The sequence below is a fragment of the Pseudomonas sp. NPDC089407 genome, assembly GCF_044900445.1.
Lineage (GTDB): Bacteria > Pseudomonadota > Gammaproteobacteria > Pseudomonadales > Pseudomonadaceae > Aquipseudomonas.
On sequence record NZ_JBJDNB010000002.1, the window covers coordinates 20296 to 38550 of the forward strand.

The 18255-nt window shown below is 61.2% G+C and carries 17 protein-coding genes; 11 read left to right on the forward strand and 6 right to left on the reverse strand.

What is annotated here, in order from left to right; genetic code table 11:
* Positions 1-4 precede the first annotated feature (4 nt).
* The 3 genes from ACI2KG_RS02065 to ACI2KG_RS02075 all read right to left on the reverse strand — a co-directional run bounded on the left by ACI2KG_RS02065 (position 5) and on the right by ACI2KG_RS02075 (position 4080).
* The gene (locus ACI2KG_RS02065; protein ID WP_404660618.1) at positions 5-1171 is read right to left on the reverse strand and encodes a PilZ domain-containing protein; all 1167 of its coding nucleotides are present in this window, start codon (positions 1169-1171) and stop codon (positions 5-7) included.
* Positions 1172-1207: 36 nt separating this feature from the next.
* The gene (locus tag ACI2KG_RS02070; RefSeq protein WP_400614407.1) at positions 1208-2689 is read right to left on the reverse strand and encodes a glycosyltransferase family 2 protein; all 1482 of its coding nucleotides are present in this window, start codon (positions 2687-2689) and stop codon (positions 1208-1210) included.
* Positions 2690-2763: 74 nt separating this feature from the next.
* The gene (locus ACI2KG_RS02075; RefSeq protein ID WP_400614410.1) at positions 2764-4080 is read right to left on the reverse strand and encodes a nucleotide sugar dehydrogenase; all 1317 of its coding nucleotides are present in this window, start codon (positions 4078-4080) and stop codon (positions 2764-2766) included.
* 915 nt (positions 4081-4995) lie between these two features.
* Here ACI2KG_RS02075 and ACI2KG_RS02080 point away from each other — a divergent pair.
* From ACI2KG_RS02080 to ACI2KG_RS02105, 6 genes are all read left to right on the forward strand, one after another.
* Entirely contained in the window at positions 4996-5433 is a 438-nt protein-coding gene (locus tag ACI2KG_RS02080) for a hypothetical protein (RefSeq protein WP_404660619.1), read from the forward strand.
* A 91-nt stretch (positions 5434-5524) separates the two neighbouring features.
* The gene (locus ACI2KG_RS02085) at positions 5525-6307 is read left to right on the forward strand and encodes a hypothetical protein (RefSeq protein ID WP_404660620.1); all 783 of its coding nucleotides are present in this window, start codon (positions 5525-5527) and stop codon (positions 6305-6307) included.
* 5 nt (positions 6308-6312) lie between these two features.
* On the forward strand, positions 6313-6969 hold the full coding sequence (locus tag ACI2KG_RS02090) for an ABC transporter ATP-binding protein (RefSeq protein ID WP_404660765.1): 657 nt from the start codon (positions 6313-6315) through the stop codon (positions 6967-6969).
* Positions 6962-8131 carry an ABC transporter permease gene (locus ACI2KG_RS02095; RefSeq protein ID WP_404660621.1) on the forward strand — a complete coding sequence of 390 codons (1170 nt, stop codon included), beginning with the start codon at positions 6962-6964 and terminating at the stop codon, positions 8129-8131. Before ACI2KG_RS02090 ends, ACI2KG_RS02095 begins: the two co-directional genes overlap by 8 nt.
* Complete coding sequence (locus ACI2KG_RS02100; protein ID WP_404660622.1) at positions 8121-9545, forward strand: TolC family protein; 1425 nt, start codon at positions 8121-8123, stop codon at positions 9543-9545. The genes ACI2KG_RS02095 and ACI2KG_RS02100 overlap by 11 nt, the downstream gene beginning before the upstream one ends.
* 31 nt (positions 9546-9576) lie before the next feature.
* Positions 9577-10803 (forward strand): efflux RND transporter periplasmic adaptor subunit, encoded by a 1227-nt coding sequence (locus ACI2KG_RS02105; RefSeq protein WP_404660623.1) that lies wholly within the window; start codon positions 9577-9579, stop codon positions 10801-10803.
* A gap of 92 nt (positions 10804-10895) precedes the next feature.
* Here ACI2KG_RS02105 and ACI2KG_RS02110 read toward each other — a convergent pair whose 3' ends face one another.
* Both ACI2KG_RS02110 and yaaA read right to left on the reverse strand, forming a co-directional pair.
* Entirely contained in the window at positions 10896-11300 is a 405-nt protein-coding gene (locus tag ACI2KG_RS02110) for an NUDIX hydrolase (protein ID WP_404660624.1), read from the reverse strand.
* A gap of 132 nt (positions 11301-11432) precedes the next feature.
* Positions 11433-12212 (reverse strand): peroxide stress protein YaaA, encoded by a 780-nt coding sequence (gene yaaA, locus ACI2KG_RS02115; RefSeq protein ID WP_404660625.1) that lies wholly within the window; start codon positions 12210-12212, stop codon positions 11433-11435.
* Positions 12213-12349: 137 nt separating this feature from the next.
* Here yaaA and ACI2KG_RS02120 point away from each other — a divergent pair, with 137 nt between their 5' ends.
* The 5 genes from ACI2KG_RS02120 (at position 12350) to moaE (ending at position 16583) form a co-directional block, all read left to right on the forward strand.
* Positions 12350-13477, forward strand: a complete 1128-nt coding sequence (locus ACI2KG_RS02120; protein ID WP_404660626.1) for a polysaccharide deacetylase family protein — start codon at positions 12350-12352, stop codon at positions 13475-13477.
* Between the two features lie 281 nt (positions 13478-13758).
* On the forward strand, positions 13759-15153 hold the full coding sequence (locus tag ACI2KG_RS02125) for a PhoH family protein (protein WP_012274097.1): 1395 nt from the start codon (positions 13759-13761) through the stop codon (positions 15151-15153).
* Positions 15154-15418: 265 nt separating this feature from the next.
* Complete coding sequence (gene moaC, locus ACI2KG_RS02130) at positions 15419-15889, forward strand: cyclic pyranopterin monophosphate synthase MoaC (RefSeq protein WP_201201984.1); 471 nt, start codon at positions 15419-15421, stop codon at positions 15887-15889.
* Positions 15889-16134, forward strand: a complete 246-nt coding sequence (moaD, locus tag ACI2KG_RS02135; protein WP_404660627.1) for a molybdopterin converting factor subunit 1 — start codon at positions 15889-15891, stop codon at positions 16132-16134. Before moaC ends, moaD begins: the two co-directional genes overlap by 1 nt.
* A gap of 2 nt (positions 16135-16136) precedes the next feature.
* Positions 16137-16583 carry a molybdopterin synthase catalytic subunit MoaE gene (gene moaE / locus ACI2KG_RS02140; protein ID WP_400614434.1) on the forward strand — a complete coding sequence of 149 codons (447 nt, stop codon included), beginning with the start codon at positions 16137-16139 and terminating at the stop codon, positions 16581-16583.
* Positions 16584-16743: 160 nt separating this feature from the next.
* On the opposite strand, the gene rhlB is transcribed toward moaE, so the two are convergent.
* A complete protein-coding gene (rhlB, locus tag ACI2KG_RS02145; RefSeq protein ID WP_400614436.1) occupies positions 16744-18207 on the reverse strand; it encodes an ATP-dependent RNA helicase RhlB in 1464 nt (487 codons plus the stop codon).
* Positions 18208-18255 lie beyond the last annotated feature (48 nt).

Consider the following 18255-nt stretch of genomic DNA (forward strand, 5'->3'; position numbering starts at 1 on the left):
CCTCTTACAGCCCACGGGCCACGGCTTTGTCGATCAACCAGTTCAGCGACGGACCGCGGTCGCTGTTGACCGAGGCCGGGCGGCCGGCCAGTTCGGCGGGCAGGCCGCTGTCAGGCTTGATCTGCACGCGGATGTCAGAGGCCAGGTCTTCGCTGTTGAGGCTGGCGCTGCTGACGATCTGGCCGGTGCGCACTTCGTCTTCGCCAGCGACCTGGAAGTTGACCCGGGTACCTGGCTTGACCTCGTCGAACTGGCGGTAGCTGAAGCGCGCCTCGACCATCGGGGTGGTGGTGCGCGGGATCAGCTGGAAGATCGGCTGGCCCTTGGCGGCGTACTGGCCGTCGTCCACCAGTTGGCGGGCGACCACGCAATCACAGGGGCTGGTGAGGGTGCCGGACAATTGCTTGCCGAACAGTTCCTCGATCTTCGCCGGCTCCAGCTGCGTGTCGTCCAGGTTGCCCTTGAGCATGTCCAGCATGCTGGTGGTGAAGCTGGCCAGCGGCGCGCCCTTGGCAATCTGCCCGCCGCTTTCGACCAGGCTGTTCACGGTGCCGTCGCGCGGCATGGTGACGCTGGTGGTGGGTACCGCGACCACACCGGCTTCGGCATGGCTGACGAAGTACATGCCGTACAGCGACTTGGCGACGAAGCCGAAAGCCGCGACGCCGACCACGAACACGCCGAGGGTGACGGTGACCGCCTTGAGCCGGCCGAAGGCGCTCAGGCCACTGCCGCCATCCTTCTGCTTGCGGGCCTTGGTGAAGTTATCGCGCTGCAGGGTGCTGAGCACGTCACCGGCAGTGATCAGCTCACCCGACAGGTGCGAGGTGATGATGTGGCGCAAGGTGGCAATGTCGCGCGGTTCGAGGTTCTGGAACTGCGCACCGGTACGGCCGTTGTCGGGGTTGAACGAGCGCACCTGGAACTCGATGTCCATCGACAGGCCGAGGTTGTCGACCGTGAACATCAGGCGTCCGCGCAACACGTCGCCAACCGACAGTGGCTGCTTGGTGTGGAAGCTCAGGCCACCGGCGGAAAGGTCTTCGACCTTTACATCGTGGGCCTGGCGCTGGGCGTCGAGGAAGCGCAGCTTGGCGGGGATGCGAACCCGGGCATGCTGGCGCTGGGCTTCGGACTCATGCACGACGTTGACGTTCACGGCGGTATTCATGGGGTTTGTTCCTGTTAGATCCGATCCGGGTTGGGCTCACACGACCATGAACAGCACAGCAACGAAGATGCTGGCCGCCGAGAAGGTCATGGTCCGCGAGGACCAGGTGTTGAACCATTGTTGAAAGCTGGCGAGGTCACGCTTGAGGGCAGTGGGCTGACGCGTCCACGACTGTTTGTCGAGGCGGAAGAACACGTAGATCTTCATCAGCGCGCCGATGATCTGGTTGTAATAGAGAATCAGCGGGTAGGCCGGGCCGACGTTGTGGCCGGAGCACAGCAGCATGATGGTGAGGATCAGGCGGGTGATGCCGATCCACAGCAGGTACACCAGCAGGAAGCCCAGGCCGAACTTGAGGCTGGCGATCACCGCCACGGTCAGGCCCAGCAGGCTGGTCCACATCGAAACGCGCTGGTCGAACAGCACGATGCTGGTGAACAGCCCCAGGCGGCGGATGCCCAGCCCGAGGGCACGGGAGTTCTGTCGCAGGTTGTTGCCGTACCAGCGGTACATCAGCTTGCGGCTGGCCTTGAAGAAGCTTTTCTCCGGCGGGTGCTCGACCGTGTTGATGGCGGCGTCCGGCACGTAGAACGTGTCGTAGCCCAGGCGCATCAGGCTGAACCAGCTGGACTTGTCGTCACCCGTGAGGAACTTGAAGCGGCCCAGGCGCCAGTGCATCAGCGAGTCGCTTTCGACGTCGGCGATGAACTCGGGGTTGGTCACCACGCTGGCGCGGAACATCGACATGCGCCCGGTCATGGTCAGCACCCGCTTGGACAGGGCCATCGAGCACATGTTGATGTGGCGCTGGGCGAAGCGCAGCTTGTGCCACTCGCTCATGATGTAACCGCCGCGCACTTCGCAGAACTCGTTGGTGGTCAGGCCACCGACGTTGGGGAACAGCTTGAACCACGGCACGGTCTTGCGCACCACGCCGTCGGCCAGCACGGTGTCACCGTCGATCACCGCCACCACGGCGTTGTCGTCCGGCAGCATGCGCGAGATGGCACGGAAGCCGTAGGCCAGGCCATCGCGCTTGCCGGTACCGGCGATGCGCACGATGTCCAGCTTTACGTGGGCCGGTGGGTTGTACTTGGCCCACAGGCTTTTCACCAGCAGTTCGTCGGACATTTCCACCAGCGAGCAGACCACTGTGGTGGGGAAGCCGCAGTTTATCGCCTCACGAATAACCGAGCTGTACACCTGGGCGGTGGTCAACGCTTCGATGCGGAAGCTGGTGACCATCAGGTACACGTGTGACGGGTCGGCGGCATTGCCCATTTTCTGCACCTTGCGGCGCAGGTACGGGTACACGCCGTAGAGAAAGATCATGCCGCGGATGAAATGGGTGGCGCCCATGGAATAGCGCCAGATGCCGACTGCGCCGACCAGGAAGATGAAGTGCTTCGACTGCGAGTCGAAGATATCGGCTGGCAGGGCCAGGGCGATCAGCATGAGCAGGCTCATGTAGAGCAGCCAACCGGCGCACTGCAACAGCACTGTCTGGAGCCTTTGCATGTTCAGCATCCGTCGAGAATTCGGGAAAGGTTGGGCAGCGCAAGTGGGGAGGCTTGCGCTGCCCTGCCAGGCACTTACCAGCAGATGCCTTCGGTGCGGCTGCTTGCGTTGGTCGGCTGGCTCATGAAACCGACCAGGTCGATCACTTGCTTGCCGGCCGGTGCTTGCTGGGCCAGGGCGCGGAACTGTTCGTCACGGTTGCCGAGGACGATGATGTCGGCGTTGTCGATGACCTGCTGGAAGTCACCGTTGAGCAACGACGAGACGTGCGGGATCTTCGATTCGATGTAGTCCTTGTTCGCCCCGTGAACCCGGGCGTACTCGACGTTCTCGTCGTAGATGTCCAACTGGTAGCCCTTGCCGATCAGGCGTTCGGCCAGCTCTACCAGCGGGCTTTCGCGCAGGTCGTCGGTACCCGCCTTGAAGCTCAGGCCAAGCAGGGCGACCTTGCGCTTGTCGTGGGCTTCGATCAGCTCGAAGGCGTTCTGCACCTGCGATTCGTTACTGCGCATCAGCGAGTCGAGCAGCGGTGCACGTACGTCGAGGCTGGCGGCACGGTAGGTGAGGGCACGCACGTCTTTCGGCAGGCACGAGCCGCCGAAGGCGAAGCCAGGGCGCATGTAGTACTGCGACAGGTTGAGCACCTTGTCCTGGCAGACCACGTCCATCACTTCACGGCCATCGACGCCGACGGCCTTGGCGATGTTGCCGATCTCGTTGGCAAAGGTGACCTTGGTGGCGTGCCACACGTTGCAGGTGTACTTGATCATCTCGGCCACTTCGATCGGCTTGCGAATGACCGGGGCGTCGAGCTCTTCGTACAGGGCCTGGAGGATGTCGCCGCTGGCGCTGTCCAGTTCGCCGATGACAGTCATCGGTGGCTGGTCGTAGTCCTTGATCGCGGTGCTTTCGCGGAGGAATTCCGGGTTGACCGCGACACCGAAGTCGACGCCGGCCTTTTTGCCCGAGCAGTCTTCGAGGATCGGGATGACCACGTTCTTGACGGTGCCGGGCAGCACGGTGCTGCGCACCACGATGGTGTGACGGCGAGTGGTGTCACGCAGCACGTAGCCGATTTCGCGACACACCGACTCGATGTACTCCAGGCCCAGGTCGCCGTTCTTCTTGCTCGGGGTACCCACGCAGATCATCGACACGTCGCTGGCCCGGATGGCCTCGGCGAAGTCGGTGGTGCCGCGCAGGCGGCCATTGGCGATGCCCTGTTGCAGCAGTGCTTCCAGGCCGGGTTCGACGATGGGCGACTTGCCCTGGTTGATCAGGTCGATCTTGGTGCTGGACACGTCCACACCGATCACTTCATGGCCACGCGCCGTCAGGCAGCCTGCACAGACTGCACCCACATAACCCAAACCAAAGATGCTGATACGCATCGCTATCACCTCATGTGTTTATCACGCCGACCTCTTTGCAGAGCGCCGGGCTGGGTTGATTAACAACAGTTTTCGGGCGCACGGGTCCATGGCGAATGCACACTTCGCCGAGCGCAGGCAAAATAAAACCGGAGCGCAAAAAGTTATGCACTCAAATTAGGCATGTAAAAGCCAATTATTAAAAACGTGCCCTGAAATGCAGCCGTCTTTACTGCAGCGCGCTACGTGGCGCGTTGCTGTGCTTGTTCTTTCAAGTGGGATAAATCCTTTGAAATCAACCACTAGGACGAGTTGTAAGGGACGCTTGTCTCCTGCAAGGACAGGCTTCTCGGGTTAACCGTGCAGCCTGTCTACGTTATCGAGGCGGGTAGTGGATACCTTGCCGTTGTCATCTGTAAGTCATCTCTCACAGCCCGTAGGCAGGAAATTCGTTACGGCACTATGAGCGGTTGGGGGTATGAGAAGTTCCTGAGGGGGTATAGCCCGAATGAAAGATTTCTAAATATTTATTCAGAAGTAGACAATTTCAATTTGATAGCACAGCAGGGTTTCGCCCCTATGTTTCAAGGGTGAAACTGTTGCGAGATGTTTTAATGCCAGCATCCAAAATTTTTTTGCAAAATTCGTCAAAAAAGGTACGAACGGTCTTATGGCGTTTGGCGATAACCCTCAGTCCAATGGTTTTTTGGCGCCAAAAAAATGGCGATAGCTGCCCGTAGAAGCGTGAGCGGACCTTCATATTTCGAAACATCTGATAGGCACATTTTCTTTAAGGTATTCCCGCAGTGGCCGTTAAGCCTTATGGACGCTCCCCAAGGAGGTGTCTGTGTACGAAGGAACGTCTCAGGCAGCTTGAGCTATGGCTACAAGGGCGTCTCACCCAATCAACACAAGGAAGAGACGAGACTGACATCAATGAAAAAATTGACGCGAATCCTTTGTGCAACTGCCTCCTTGCTTGCTGCTGGCGAAGCGCTGGCGGGGCCGCCTGTTGAGGTTACCTTCAGGAATCTTGGGACAGGGCCGGTAACGCTTGAACTGACGAACGCGAACGAGACCAGCACCTACCAGATTGCCAAACCGCAGCCTAAGCAAGTGGTCAAGGCTGGCGAGACCATAATGATCAAGGTTCAACGGCTGGTGAGCCCCGATACAAATGGAGCAATGCTGCGGTATACGGACGGCCGTAGAACATGTGCTTTCAGTACCACGTTCGTAATGATGATGTCGGGGGGTATAAAACTGCCTAAATGGAACAAGACAGCCACCCCGACGGGTGGTGCAACCTGTACGGCTGTGAATTCAGGTTTTGCTGCGAACTACGCCTGGAAAGCCGAGTTCACCATGAAGTAACTGCTCAGCTTTACCCGAGCGGCTTGTCCAGCTGATGGCAGGCTGCTCGGTTGGGAGTTATTGAGGTGTTAACTGAGCCAGGAGGTTGGCCATGTCCAGGATTGGCGATTTTGTTTCTTCACCCTTGCAAAATATATTCAAAGCGGTCCCAGAAACCACTACCGCGACCTCGCCTGATATGGACGCTGGGCGAGTCGAAAGTGAAGACGAGCGCGCGCCAGATGTCTCTCCGCTGGCTCGACAACTGGCTGCTGCGGCAGAGCGAGCAGCAATACGTGACAGCCAGCTTAGCCAGCAGGAACTGGGTAAGTTAGGCATACGCATCCAGATGGACCTGAGTAAATCTGTGTACGGTCTGAACAAACCTTTGAACGATGCATTTGTACCCAACACGGATGACCCGGAGTTGCTGGCACGTGCGCGGCAGGCTACCGAATATGTTAACGGCAGAGGTCAGAATCCATTCAACGATCTGTCCATGGAACAACTGGCACTGATCGGTTACGACGAAGAGGGCGATTTCACCAAGAATGAAAGAGAGTCCGCCCTTAAGGAGATTGGACATCGGTATGCATTGTGGACGCGTTATATCGTCGATAAGGACAATGCTGAATATGAACGAACCGGCCTCAGTGATAATGCGATCAGAGAAATGATCGCCTATTACAAAGCATTGCCTGCGATAGAAGAGGCGCAGTTTTTTAATTATGAAACTAATCTAAGTATGCTGATTGGCAAGAAAGAACTACCCCGAGGTGATGAAGCGGACTCGCTGATAGAAACGATCCTGAAGACAGTGCGCAATCTGGAAGATGAGGCCCAGCATGCACAGCCGGTGCTGACACCGGCAGACGAGCAGGACAAGACCTCATGAAGCCGATGATCAGCCTTGCCAACGTCAGCCGGTTCCATGCCGGCCGGCCAGTGCTGCAAGACATCGACCTGATGGTGCCCAGCGGCCAGAGCTGCGCCATCATTGGCCAGTCCGGGTCTGGCAAAAGCACGTTGCTGAACCTGATCGGCCTGCTTGACCGCCCGTGCAGTGGCCGTGTCCTGATCAGCGGCATTGACGTAACAGCCGCCAGCGCTGATCGCCGTGCGCTCATGCGCAACCAGCTGATCGGCTTTGTCTTTCAGGGTTTCAACCTGCTGCCGCGGCTTTGCGCGCTGGATAACGTTGCACTGCCGCTGTCCTATCGGGGCCTGCGCCTGCCTGTCGCGCGGCGCTTGGCCCAGGCGCAGCTGGAGGCCGTGGGCCTTGGCACGCAAGGCCGTCAGCGGCCTGCCGACTTGTCAGGTGGCCAGCGGCAGCGCGTGGCCATTGCGCGCGCGCTGGTCACTGAACCGCGCATGCTGGTCGCTGACGAGCCAACCGGCAGCCTGGACCCGCTGACCGGCACCCGCGTACTGCAACTGCTGCTGGAACTTAACCGCGAACGTGGCACCACGCTGCTCATGGTGACCCATGACCTGTCACTGGCGCAGCAGATGCAGCGTTGCCTGCGGGTTGAAAATGGGCGCCTGAGCGATGCCTGAGCGCTATGGCCCTGGCTGGCCGCAGCGATTCGCCGAGGCGCTGCTAAACCTGCGCCTGATGGGGCGCAGGGCTTGGCTGGCATTGCTGGGCATCGGGGTAGGTTGTGCTGCGGTGGTTGCCTTGCTGAACATGGGGCACGGTGCAGCGCAGCATGTGCAGACGCTGTTCAAAGGCATGGGCAGCGAACTGATGGTGGTCGAGCTGGAGCGCCAGGGCAGGGGCAACGGTGCCGTGACGCCCGACACGACCGACGTATCCGCGTACGTGCGGGTGGTAGCGCCGCTGATTGTCGCCGCGAGCACTGTCCAGCGGCCAGGCTTGCGACATGACGCAATGGTCGTCGGCAGCACGGCCCAGCTTGCAGCGGTACTTGGGCTTGCTGCCCGTGAAGGGCGCTTGCTGTCTGTGCATGATGTCGATTCCCTGCATGTAGTGCTGGGTGCCTCGCTGGCGGCCCAGTTGGCAGCAAGGCCGGGCCAGCAGCTGCAGCTGGGGCACTATCTGTTCCACGTGGTAGGGGTACTGGCTGCAACAGGTGACAATCCGCTATTGCCGATCATGCTGGACCAGGCTGTGCTCATGCCGTTATCGGGCATGCACCGACTGATGCCGGCCCCGGAAGTGGGCCTGATGCTGGCACTCGGGCGCGACCCGCATCCGCTGGCACAGTCCGCGGAGCGCCTGGTAGCTCACCTTCAGGCACAGCTGCCACAGCACCAGGTGACGGTGCGGCTGCCGAGTCAGTTGCTGGAGGGCATGACGGGCCAGTCGCAGATGCTCAACGGCCTTTTGGCGGGGTTTGCCGGCATTGCTTTGCTATTGGGCGGTGTCGGGGTGATGAACGTCATGCTGATGAATGTGGCCGAGCGCCGTCGCGAAATAGGCCTTCGGCTAGCCCTTGGGGCGCGGGCCCGGGACATCGGTTGGTCGTTCCTGCTCGAGGCCTTGCTGTTGTCCTGTACCGGTGCGCTGGGTGGTGCAGTTGCAGGGTTGCTGGCGGCCTGGCTGTTCGCCTGGTGGTCCGGTTGGCCGCTGTCACTGGCAATTTATCCGGTGCCATTGGGGGTTGCCGCTTCGTTGGTTTCAGGCCTTCTGTCTGGCCTGTATCCGGCACTCGCCGCCGCCCGCCTGCAACCGGTGGAGGCATTGCGTGAGGACTAGCGGGTGGCTGCTTGCCTGCGCGTTGCTGCTGCCTGTTGCGGCTTGGGCAGAGGGGGTCAGCGCATTGGCAATGGCCCAGACCCGGGAGGTGCCATTGCAGCTGGCAGACGCGGTAGCCTTGGCCTTGCGAGACAACCGCGCCATTCGCAGTGCCCACCTTCAGCGCAGGGTGGAAAAATTCGACCTGCGCGTGGCCCGTAATCGCTATTCGCCGCAGCTTTCGCTCAAGGCCCGCTATTACGCTAATCGCAACCAGAGCGAGCGTTACCGCGAGGCCGAGTTTGCCCCCTCGGCCAACCTGTTGACCCCCTACGGCACACGCTTGAGCATGGATTGGTCGTATGGCCATACCCAGCTGCATGAGTCAGGACGGCGCTACAGGGATGGCGCCAACCTGATGGTGATTCAGCCTCTGTTGCGCGGTGCAGGCCCGGCAGTCGCAGGCGCGCCGCTGCGTCAGGCGCAGCTGTCGGACCAGCTTAATCGGCTGGCACTCAAGGACAATATCGCGCACGCCATCAGCCAGGTCATTTTTCTTTATCGAGCATTAGTACGGGCGCAAGAGCAGCAGAAAATTGCCGAGCAAGCTGTGCGTCGCGCGCGTCAGCTTGTGCAGGTGAACCAGGCACTTATCACCGCTGGCCGCATGGCGGCGTTCGAGATCATCCAGGCTGAAGCCGAGGTGGCAACCCAGGAGCTGGCGCAGGAGAGCAGCCGCAGCCAGTTGCAGCAGAGCCGGCTTGCCTTGGCCCAGGCATTGGCCATCGACCTTGCAACCCCTTTGCGGGCCGTGGACGAGGTCGAGGTGCAGCAGGTGCATGTGGATGCTGCGCAAGCGCTGGCCCGGGCTGAAGCGCTGCAACCTGCCTATCTGATGCAGCGTATTACCGGTGAGCAACTTGCTGTTGACCTGCTGGTGGCGCGTGACCAGCAATGGTGGGACCTGTCGTTGGTGGCCGGGGCCAGCCAGGCGCGTGAGCGCCCTGGCAGCCAGTCGAGCTGGCAGCGTTATGTGGGGCTGGAGCTGGAAGTACCACTGGGTGACCTGAGTCAGCGACAAGCTGAGGTGCATGCCGAGGCCGCACTGCAACGTCATCAACTGACTAAGGCCGAGGCGTACCAGCAGTTGCAGCGCGATGTGACCGACGCCGTGCGGGATATCCAGGTACGTTGGCGGCAGTTGGAAATTGCCCGGCGGGCGTTGTCCCTGTCGCAACGCAAGCTTGACGTCGAACAGGAAAAACTGGCCCTCGGGCGCTCCAGCAACTTTGAGGTACTGAGTTTCGAGAGTGACCTGCGCCACGCTCAGAACGCCCATCTGGATGCTGCCATTGCTTACCTCAATGGCCAGGCAGCGCTTGACCGGATTCAGGGTTCGACGCTGCAAAGCTGGGGTGTGGATGTGTATGACTAGGTGGCGTAGGGGCTTATGGATATGGCCTGGCATGTCTGGTCTGTTTGGCTTCTGGCTCTGGTACGCCTGGCCTGCAGAGTCGCAACCCGACAGCGTGCGTTGGGTGCGGATCGAGCCCCAGCGTTTGCAGCAACATCTGGGCCTGGCCGGCAAGCTACAGGCAACACGCCAGGTCACCGTGGCGGCGCCGTTCGACGGCGTTCTGGCCGCAGTCGCTGTCAGTCATGGGCAACGCGTTCAGGCAGGGCAGGTGCTGCTTACGCTAGACACTGAACAGCTGGCTATCCAGCTGCGACAGGCCGAGGCGGACTGGTTGAGGGCTCGCAGCAATGCCATGGCACTTGAGGCATGGGCCAACGGCCCTGAGGTGGTCAGGGCGCGGCGCATGTTGGCCAATGCGCGAAGCGCGCTGTCGGCTAGCCGGGCAACCCTGGACGACACCCAGCGGCTGTACGAGCGAGGCATTGTCGCCCGGTTGGAAGTGCAGGGTCTGGCGCAACAGGTCGAAGCGCAGCGTCAAACCGTGCTCGATGCCGAGCAGGAGCTGCAGCAGACCCTGGTACGCGGCCAGGGCGATAGCCTGCAAATCGCGCGGATGGAGCTGAGCAACGCCGAGGCGCGAAAACGCGCACTGCTAAGCCTGCGCCAACAGCGCGTGATCAAGGCACCGTTCAGTGCGGTGGCCGTGCGGGTAACGGCGCCTGGCAATGCTGCGGTGACACCGCTGCAGCCAGGCCAGCAGGTCGCTCGCGGCACGCCACTGCTGGAGCTGATAGATCTCGACCAGCTGCAGGTGTTGGCAGCAGTGGAAGAGCAGGATCTGGCCACCCTTCGTGAGGGGCAGCAGGTGCAGGTTTCCGTCGCTGGCCAGTCGTTTGCCGGGCAGTTGGCCCATATAGGTCAGCAGCCCAGACCGGAAGGCGGGCGAGGTGCCTGGTATGACGTGATTGCAAATCTTGATCTGCCTGCAGCGTCAGCGCGATCAGGTTTGCGTCTGGGCATGAGCGCGCAACTGAGGGTGCTGGTATACGGCAAGGAAAATGCTTTGGTGGTGCCTGCCGAAGCCCTGCAGGAGGATGAGGCAGGGGCGCACTATGTGGTATGGCGCGGCGAAGACGATCAGCCGGCGAGGAAGGTACCTGTCACCCTTGGAGTTGCCTTGTCGCAAGGGTTGGAAGTAATTGGGGTAGGAGCTGGATATGTACGGCTACCGAGCACACCCGTCGCCGGCAAGGCAGCTGCCACAGGCAGCGGATAATGCACTGACTTAGCGGCGTGGGCGCTTAAATTGTGGGAGCGGGCGCGCCCGCGAAGCAGGCGGCGCAGATTCATGAAGGAGAAAAATGAAACTCAGAACTTTCGACTAACGACTTCGCCCGAGAAATTAAGGCAGTCATGCACCCTTATTTTCTGAATCTCCCCAAGCGTATCCAAAGGGAAAAACCTGTATTCGGAATGTTCGCTGCTCAGGGCAATGGCGCCGAAATTGCTGGGCCTGCAGCGAAAAATGAAGGCTTGGGAGTTGTATTTCCTATGGTAATAGACACCGGTCAATGTCAGGCTATCGAGCTTGATTTTCGTCTCTTCGTAGCATTCTCTCTCCAGTGCCTCATGTATGGTTTCACCTGGTTCCAGCGCACCACCGGGCAAGCCCCAAGACAAGTCACCATACGTGGCTTTCAGTAAGAGAATCTCTTGTCTGTCATTCAATATGACAGCATGCGAACTGAGCCGAAACGCATCCTCGAATGCCATGAACAAACCCCTCCTGCCGATGCCAGTCCCAGCAGGATGACGATGATGGCAAGGGCCGGTCAATTCAAGAAATGTGTGGTCATGTGAGAGGGAGCCCGCCGGCTTGCCGGGCAGCCCTCTACTTTGACAGGCTCACTCGCCCGGATGATCGCGCAGAAATACCAGGTGATCCGCCTTGGACTGCTCGGCACTGTAGTAGTACCCCTGCACATCGAACTGCTTGAGCTGTTCTGGGTCGCTGATGCGCTGCTGGATGACGAAGCGGCTCATCATGCCGCGGGCTTTCTTGGCGTAGAAGCTGATGATCTTGTACTGGCCGTTCTTCCAGTCCTTGAAGTCGACGTTGATCACACGCGCCTTGAGGGCGCTGCGTTTCACCGCGCTGAAGTACTCGTTGCTGGCCAGGTTCAGCAGCACGTCATCACCCTGTTCGGCCAGGGCCTGGTTCAGCCATTCGCTGATGCGCGTACCCCAGAACGCATACAGGTCCTTGCCGCGGGCGTTGGCCAGCTTGGTGCCCATTTCCAGGCGGTAGGGCTGCATCAGGTCGAGCGGGCGCAGCAGGCCGTAAAGGCCCGAGAGCATGCGCAGGTGGTCTTGCGCGTAGCTGAAGTCGTCCTCACCCAGGCTCTCGGCGTCGAGGCCGGTGTACACGTCACCCTTGAACGCCAGCAGCGCCTGCTTGGCATTGGCCGGGGTGAAGTCCGGGGTCCAGCTGCCGAAGCGCGCGGCATTCAGGCCGGCGAGTTTGTCGGACAGGTGCATCAGTTCGCTGATCTGCGCTGGCGACAGTTCCCGCAGTTGCTGGATCAGTGCCTGGGAGTCGTCCAGGTACTGGGGCAGGGTGAAACGCTCGGTCACGGGCGGGGTATCGTAGTCGAGGGTCTTGGCGGGGGAAATCACCGTCAGCATCGGGTCGGCTCCTGGCATCGTTGGTCGGGGATTCTACGGGCTGGGCGGCACAAGTCCAAACTATGGTGACGATAGTCACAGACCATGGCCGGTGCAGGCGCTATAGTTCGCGTTTTGCTGTTGCGGAGCTCTCCACCGTGCGCATTGCCTTTGCCTTGCTGGCCGCTCTGTCGAGCCTGGCCGTGCAAGCCGCCCCTCTACCCCCGGTCAGCCTTGATCGCAGCCTGTGGCCCGAGCCATTGAACAGCCCGGCGTTGTTCGATGTGGCATCGCGTGCAGAAATCCTTTCGTTCGCCCAAGTGCTGCACGAAAGCGAGCTGCTGGATGATGCGGCGCTGGCAGCGCGGCTGGGCCTGCGGCAGATCAACCTGCAGAAGGTGCGCCAGGTGCGGGCGCGCCTGTGGCAGCGGTTGTGGGAGGGGTATCAGCAGGCGCAGCGCAGTTGCGAGCAGGATGCGTCGTTCTGCTACCCGGTTGACTCCATGGCGGGTTTGCGCACCCAGGCGGCGACGTTCGCGGCCGATGTCGGCACGTTCTATACGGCCTGGGTAGAGCCCAGCCATCAGTTTCATGTGCGCTACCTCACTGAGCAACTGCGCAAGGCTGCGTTGCTGCCGCAGACCAGCAGCGAGGTGGAGCGGTTGTCTGCGCGCGAGCGCAATGGTGAGCAACTGAACGATCGCATGTTCCTGCTGACGTTCGTCGGCGGCCCCGGGCCGGCGGGCGGCAGTACCGATCTGCTTGCCGAGTACCTGCGAAGGCAAAGGCTGCAAGGCACCTTCTTCGTGCTCGGTATCCGCCTGCAGCAACGCCGTGATGCCGGGGCGGCTGACGCGTTGCGCAAGCTCTACGGCGGCCAGTGCGTGGGCATCCAGGGTTGGGAGTACCGCTCCCACGCACAGTGGACCGGTTGGCAGGACTCACTGCGGCGCAGCCAGGCGCGGGTCCAGGCCGACCTGCCTGAGCAATACGTGCCACTGTTCCGGCCACCCTATGGGCAGCGCCGGGCCGATGGCGAGGCGTTCATGGCCAGCCAGCAGTTGCGGGTGTCGTTGTGGGATATCGATGCCGAGGATGACGGTGCGCTCAGTGCAGAGGCCTCGGCGCAGCGCGTACTCACCCTGATGCTGCTATGGCGCAAAGGTGTGATCCAGTTCCATGACAGCCTGCCCAAAGCCCAGCCGGCGGTGCAATGGTTGCTGCAAAACACCGCCCAGAGCGGCATTGGCTGGGAAGATTGCCGGGAATATGGATATAGCGGATAGAGGGTATGACTTCTGAGCGTAGTCCTGTCTTGCTTTGCCGCCAAGGGCCCTTCGTCATTCTGAAAAATAAACTTCAAAAACGCGTAAAAATGCTTTTTCCGGTCATGGTTTTTGCGGTATGAAGAAACCAGACAGCCGATTCCTGCAGCACAGGTGGCGTCATCCAGGCCCACCTTGCCAGGTTCACTTCCCGCCCGTAGCAACGCGGATACGGGGAGCACGGCAGTCACTTTGCGGCGCAGCAGACCGCGCCGTGTGGCTTCGACATAAGGTGACCGAGTATGGATGACCAAGGACGCAACCCTTCCTCCAGCAAGCCAATCCTCTATGTGCTCGATACCAACGTCCTGATTCACGACCCCAACGCATTACTCAACTTCGAGGAGCACCACGTCGCCATTCCGATGACGGTGCTGGAGGAACTCGACAAGCTCAAGACCGGTAAACAGACCATCGCCGCCGAATGCCGGCAGGCCATCCGCCTGATCGACCAGACCCTCGGTGACGCTTCGCCCAGTGATGTGGAACAGGGCGTGCCGATCCAGCGTAACAAGAGTGGGCCCAAGGGCTTCCTGTCCATCCTCATGAGCCCGCGCAACGAGCCCAGCAAGTTACTGCCGGAAAACCTCAACGACAACATCATCATCAACACCTTGCTCGACGTGCGCAGCCGGCGCACCGACCTGGACGTTGTGCTGGTTACCAAAGACATCAACATGCGCCTGAAGGCGCGCGCTTGTGGCATCGCGGCGGAGGACTACAGCACCGACCAGTTGGTCGATGACGTGTCCTTGCTGTCCAAGGGGTACCATTCGGTCACCGGCTCGTTCTGGGACCGGGTCAGCAAGGTCGACACCCGCCAGGAGCGTGGCCGTACCTGGCACCGCGTGCAGATGATCGACAACCTGCCGGCGGTGCATATCAACGAGTTCATCATTGACGAGCAGGGCTTTGTCGGCTGGATCAAAGGCATCCGCAACGATGAACTACTGCTGCTCGACCTGCACCAGGAGCCGTTGCTGCACCAGGAAGCCTGGGGCCTGAAACCGCGCGACATTCACCAGAGCCTGGCGCTGTTCGCCCTGCTCGACCCGGACATTCACTTGGTCAACCTGACCGGTGCTGCCGGCTCCGGTAAAACCATCCTGGCCCTGGCGGCTGCCATCGAGCAGACCATGGTCAGCAAGCGTTACCGGCGCATCATCGCCACCCGCAGCGTGCAGGGGCTGGACCAGGAGATCGGCTTCCTGCCGGGTACCGAAGCAGAGAAAATGGAGCCTTGGCTGGGCGCCATTACCGACAACCTCGAAGCCTTGCACATGGATGACGAAAGCACCCATGGCAGCGTCGAATACATCCTTGAGCGTGTGCCGCTGCAGTTCAAGTCGCTGAACTACATCCGTGGCCGCAGCTTCCAGCAGAGCCTGATCCTGATCGACGAGTGCCAGAACCTGACGCCGCACCAGATGAAAACCATCATCACCCGTGCCGGCTCCGGGTCCAAGGTGGTCTGCCTGGGTAACCTGGCGCAGATCGACACCCCCTACCTGTCCGCGACCAGCTCGGGCCTTACCTACCTGACCGAGCGCTTCAAGGACTTCCCGCATGGCGTGCACATTACCCTGCAGGGCGTGCCCCGTTCGGTGCTGGCCGAGTACGCCGAGTCGCATCTGTAATCCTCACCGCCGGGCGGTTCGCCGCCCGGCCTTGCCTGTTCACTGTGCGTGCTTTTTGTAGGAGCTGCCTTGCCGAGGCGTCGGACCGGTCGGATCGGGCTGCGGAGCAGCCCCAGCTTCTCAGCTTCGCAGCTGATATTGCCAGGGCCGCTTTGCGGCCCGATCGCGACGCAAGGCCGCTCCTACACAATTGATGAGGCACTTGCCTCTGCTCAAACCTGACCCGCAGGTTTACACTGCAGGCTCCCTTCACAGGAGCAGAGCAGTGCTGACACATCTTGATTCCCAGGGGCGGGCCAACATGGTCGACGTCACTGAAAAGGCCGTGACCGAGCGCGAGGCTACCGCCGAGGCGCGGGTGCGCATGTTGCCGCAGACCCTGCAGATGATCGTCGACGGTGAACACCCCAAGGGCGATGTGTTCGCCGTGGCGCGCATTGCCGGGATCCAGGCGGCGAAGAAGACCAGCGATCTGATCCCGCTGTGCCACCCGCTGATGCTGACCAGCGTAAAGGTCGAACTCAGCGCCGATGGCGCGGACGCCGTGCGTATCGTCGCCCGCTGCAAGCTGGCCGGGCAGACCGGTGTGGAGATGGAGGCATTGACGGCCGCCAGCGTTGCGGCGCTGACGATCTATGACATGTGCAAGGCTGTGGATAAAGGCATGGTCATCGAGCAGGTGCGCCTGCTGGAAAAACTCGGCGGCAAGAGCGGCCACTACAAGGTGCAGGCGTAATGAAAGTCAAAGTGATGTACTTCGCCCGTTACCGTGAGCTGCTGGGCGTGGAAGCCGAGCGGGTGGAGGGTGAGTTCAAGGATGTCGACGATGTGCGCCGGGCATTGTTGGGCAAGGGCGGGCAGTATGAATTGCTGGCCGAGCAGAACCTGATGTGCGCGCGCAACGAAGAGCTGTGCAAGCTTGATGAGCCGCTGGAAGAGGGCGACGAGGTGGCGTTCTTCCCGCCGGTGACAGGAGGCTGAACATGGCAGTGCGAGTGCAGGAAAGCGCGTTCGACCCGGGGGCCGAAACCAATGCCATGCATGCGGCCAACGTGGGTGTGGGCGCGGTGGTCGGCTTTGTCGGCTATGTGCGGGACTTCAATGATGGCCGCGAAGTGGCGGGGATGTTCCTTGAGCACTACCCGGGCATGACCGAAAAGGCCCTGGCCAAGATCGTGGTCGAGGCCGAGCAGCGCTGGCCGTTGTTGAAGGTGGAGGTGCTGCACCGCATCGGTGCACTGGAGCCGGGTGAACCGATCGTGTTCGTCGGCGTGGCCAGTGCCCATCGGCAGGCAGCGTTCGATGCCTGCAATTTCATCATGGACTACCTGAAGACCCGGGCGCCGTTCTGGAAGAAGGAAAATACCCAGGAAGGGGCGAGGTGGGTGGAAGGGAAGCAGAGTGACCAGGATGCTGCTGGGCGCTGGTAAGGCAGGACACGGATCGCTTTTGTAGGAGCGGCCTTGTGTCGCGAAAGGGCCGCGCAGCGGCCCCAGAATTTCAGCATAAATGCGGACATTGCTGGGGCCGCTGCGCGGCCCTTTCGCGACACAAGGCCGCTCCTACAAGGGCGCGGCTAGCGCTGATAAATCAGTGATGCTTGCGCGGCACCGGCTTTAGCAGCTCATCCGGCGGCATCTCGCACTTGATCTTGCGCCCCAGCAGTTCTTCGATCGCCGGCAGCTGATACGAATCATCTTCGCCGGCAAAGCTGATCGACACGCCACTGGTGCCGGCACGGCCGGTACGGCCAATGCGGTGCACGTAATCGTCCGGGTCTTCCGGCAGGGTGAAGTTGATCACGTGGCTGATGCCATCAATGTGAATGCCACGCCCGGCCACGTCGGTCGCCACCAGCACGGTGATACGCCCTTCGCGGAAGCTTTCCAGGGTACGGATGCGCTTGTGCTGCGGCACATCGCCAGACAGCTGGGCGGCATTGATGCCGTCGCGCACCAGTTTTTCCTCGATGCGCCGCACTTCGTCCTTGCGGTTGGCAAACACCATCACCCGTTCCCATTTGTTCTGGGTCACCAGGTTGTACAGCAGCTTGTACTTGTCGCTGCCTGCCACGGCGTACACATGCTGTTCGACCGTTTCGCTGGCCACGTTCTCCGGCTCGATCTCGACGATGGCCGGGTTGGTGGTCCACTGCTTGGCCAGGTTCATCACGTCGTCGGTGAAGGTGGCGGAGAACAGCAGGGTCTGGCGTTCGCTTTTCGGCGGCGTCTGGCGAATGATCTGGCGCACTTGCGGGATGAAGCCCATGTCGAGCATGCGGTCGGCTTCGTCCAGCACCATCACCTCGACCATGTCCAGGTGCACCTCGCCGCGCTGGTTGAAGTCCAGCAGGCGGCCCGGGGTGGCCACCAGGATGTCGCAATGGCGCGCTTCCAGGGCCTTGAGCTGTTTGTCGAAGTCCATGCCGCCGACGAAGCTCATCACGTTCAGGCCGGTGTACTTGGTCAGGGCCGCGGCGTCCTTGGCGATCTGCACCACCAACTCGCGGGTTGGCGCGATGATCAGCGCACGCGGCTCGCCCATGTAGCGTTCCTTGGGCGGTGGCGTTTGCTGCAGCTGGGAAATGATCGAGATCAGGAACGCGGCCGTTTTGCCGGTACCGGTCTGGGCCCGGCCAATGGCGTCCTGGCCGCGCAGGGTATAGCCCAGCACTTGCGCCTGGATCGGCGTGCAGTACGGGAAACCCAGGTCGTGGATGGCGTGCATCAACTCGTTGGACAGCTTGAAGTCGTGGAAGCGGGTCTTGCCTTCCTGCGGCTCGACCACGAAGTCTTCCGGCTTCCACAGGCTGGCCTGCGGCTTGGGCTTGCGCTCGCGACGCGGTTTGTCCTTGGCCGGTTTCTCGGCAGCTGGCGTAACGGCGGCAGGCTGTTCAGCCGTGGGGGTAGGGTTGGCGGGCGGAGCGGCCGGTTTGGCGACGGGCCGGGCCTCGCTGGCGGGTGCGGGCGCTGGTGGCGTCACGCTGGCAGCAGGAGCGACGGCCTGTGGCGCGGCGTCTCCCTTGCCGAATATTTTCTTGAGTGCCTTGAGCACGATCGTCTCATCAACTGGTTAAGGAATGTACGCCGGGCAGTGTAATGC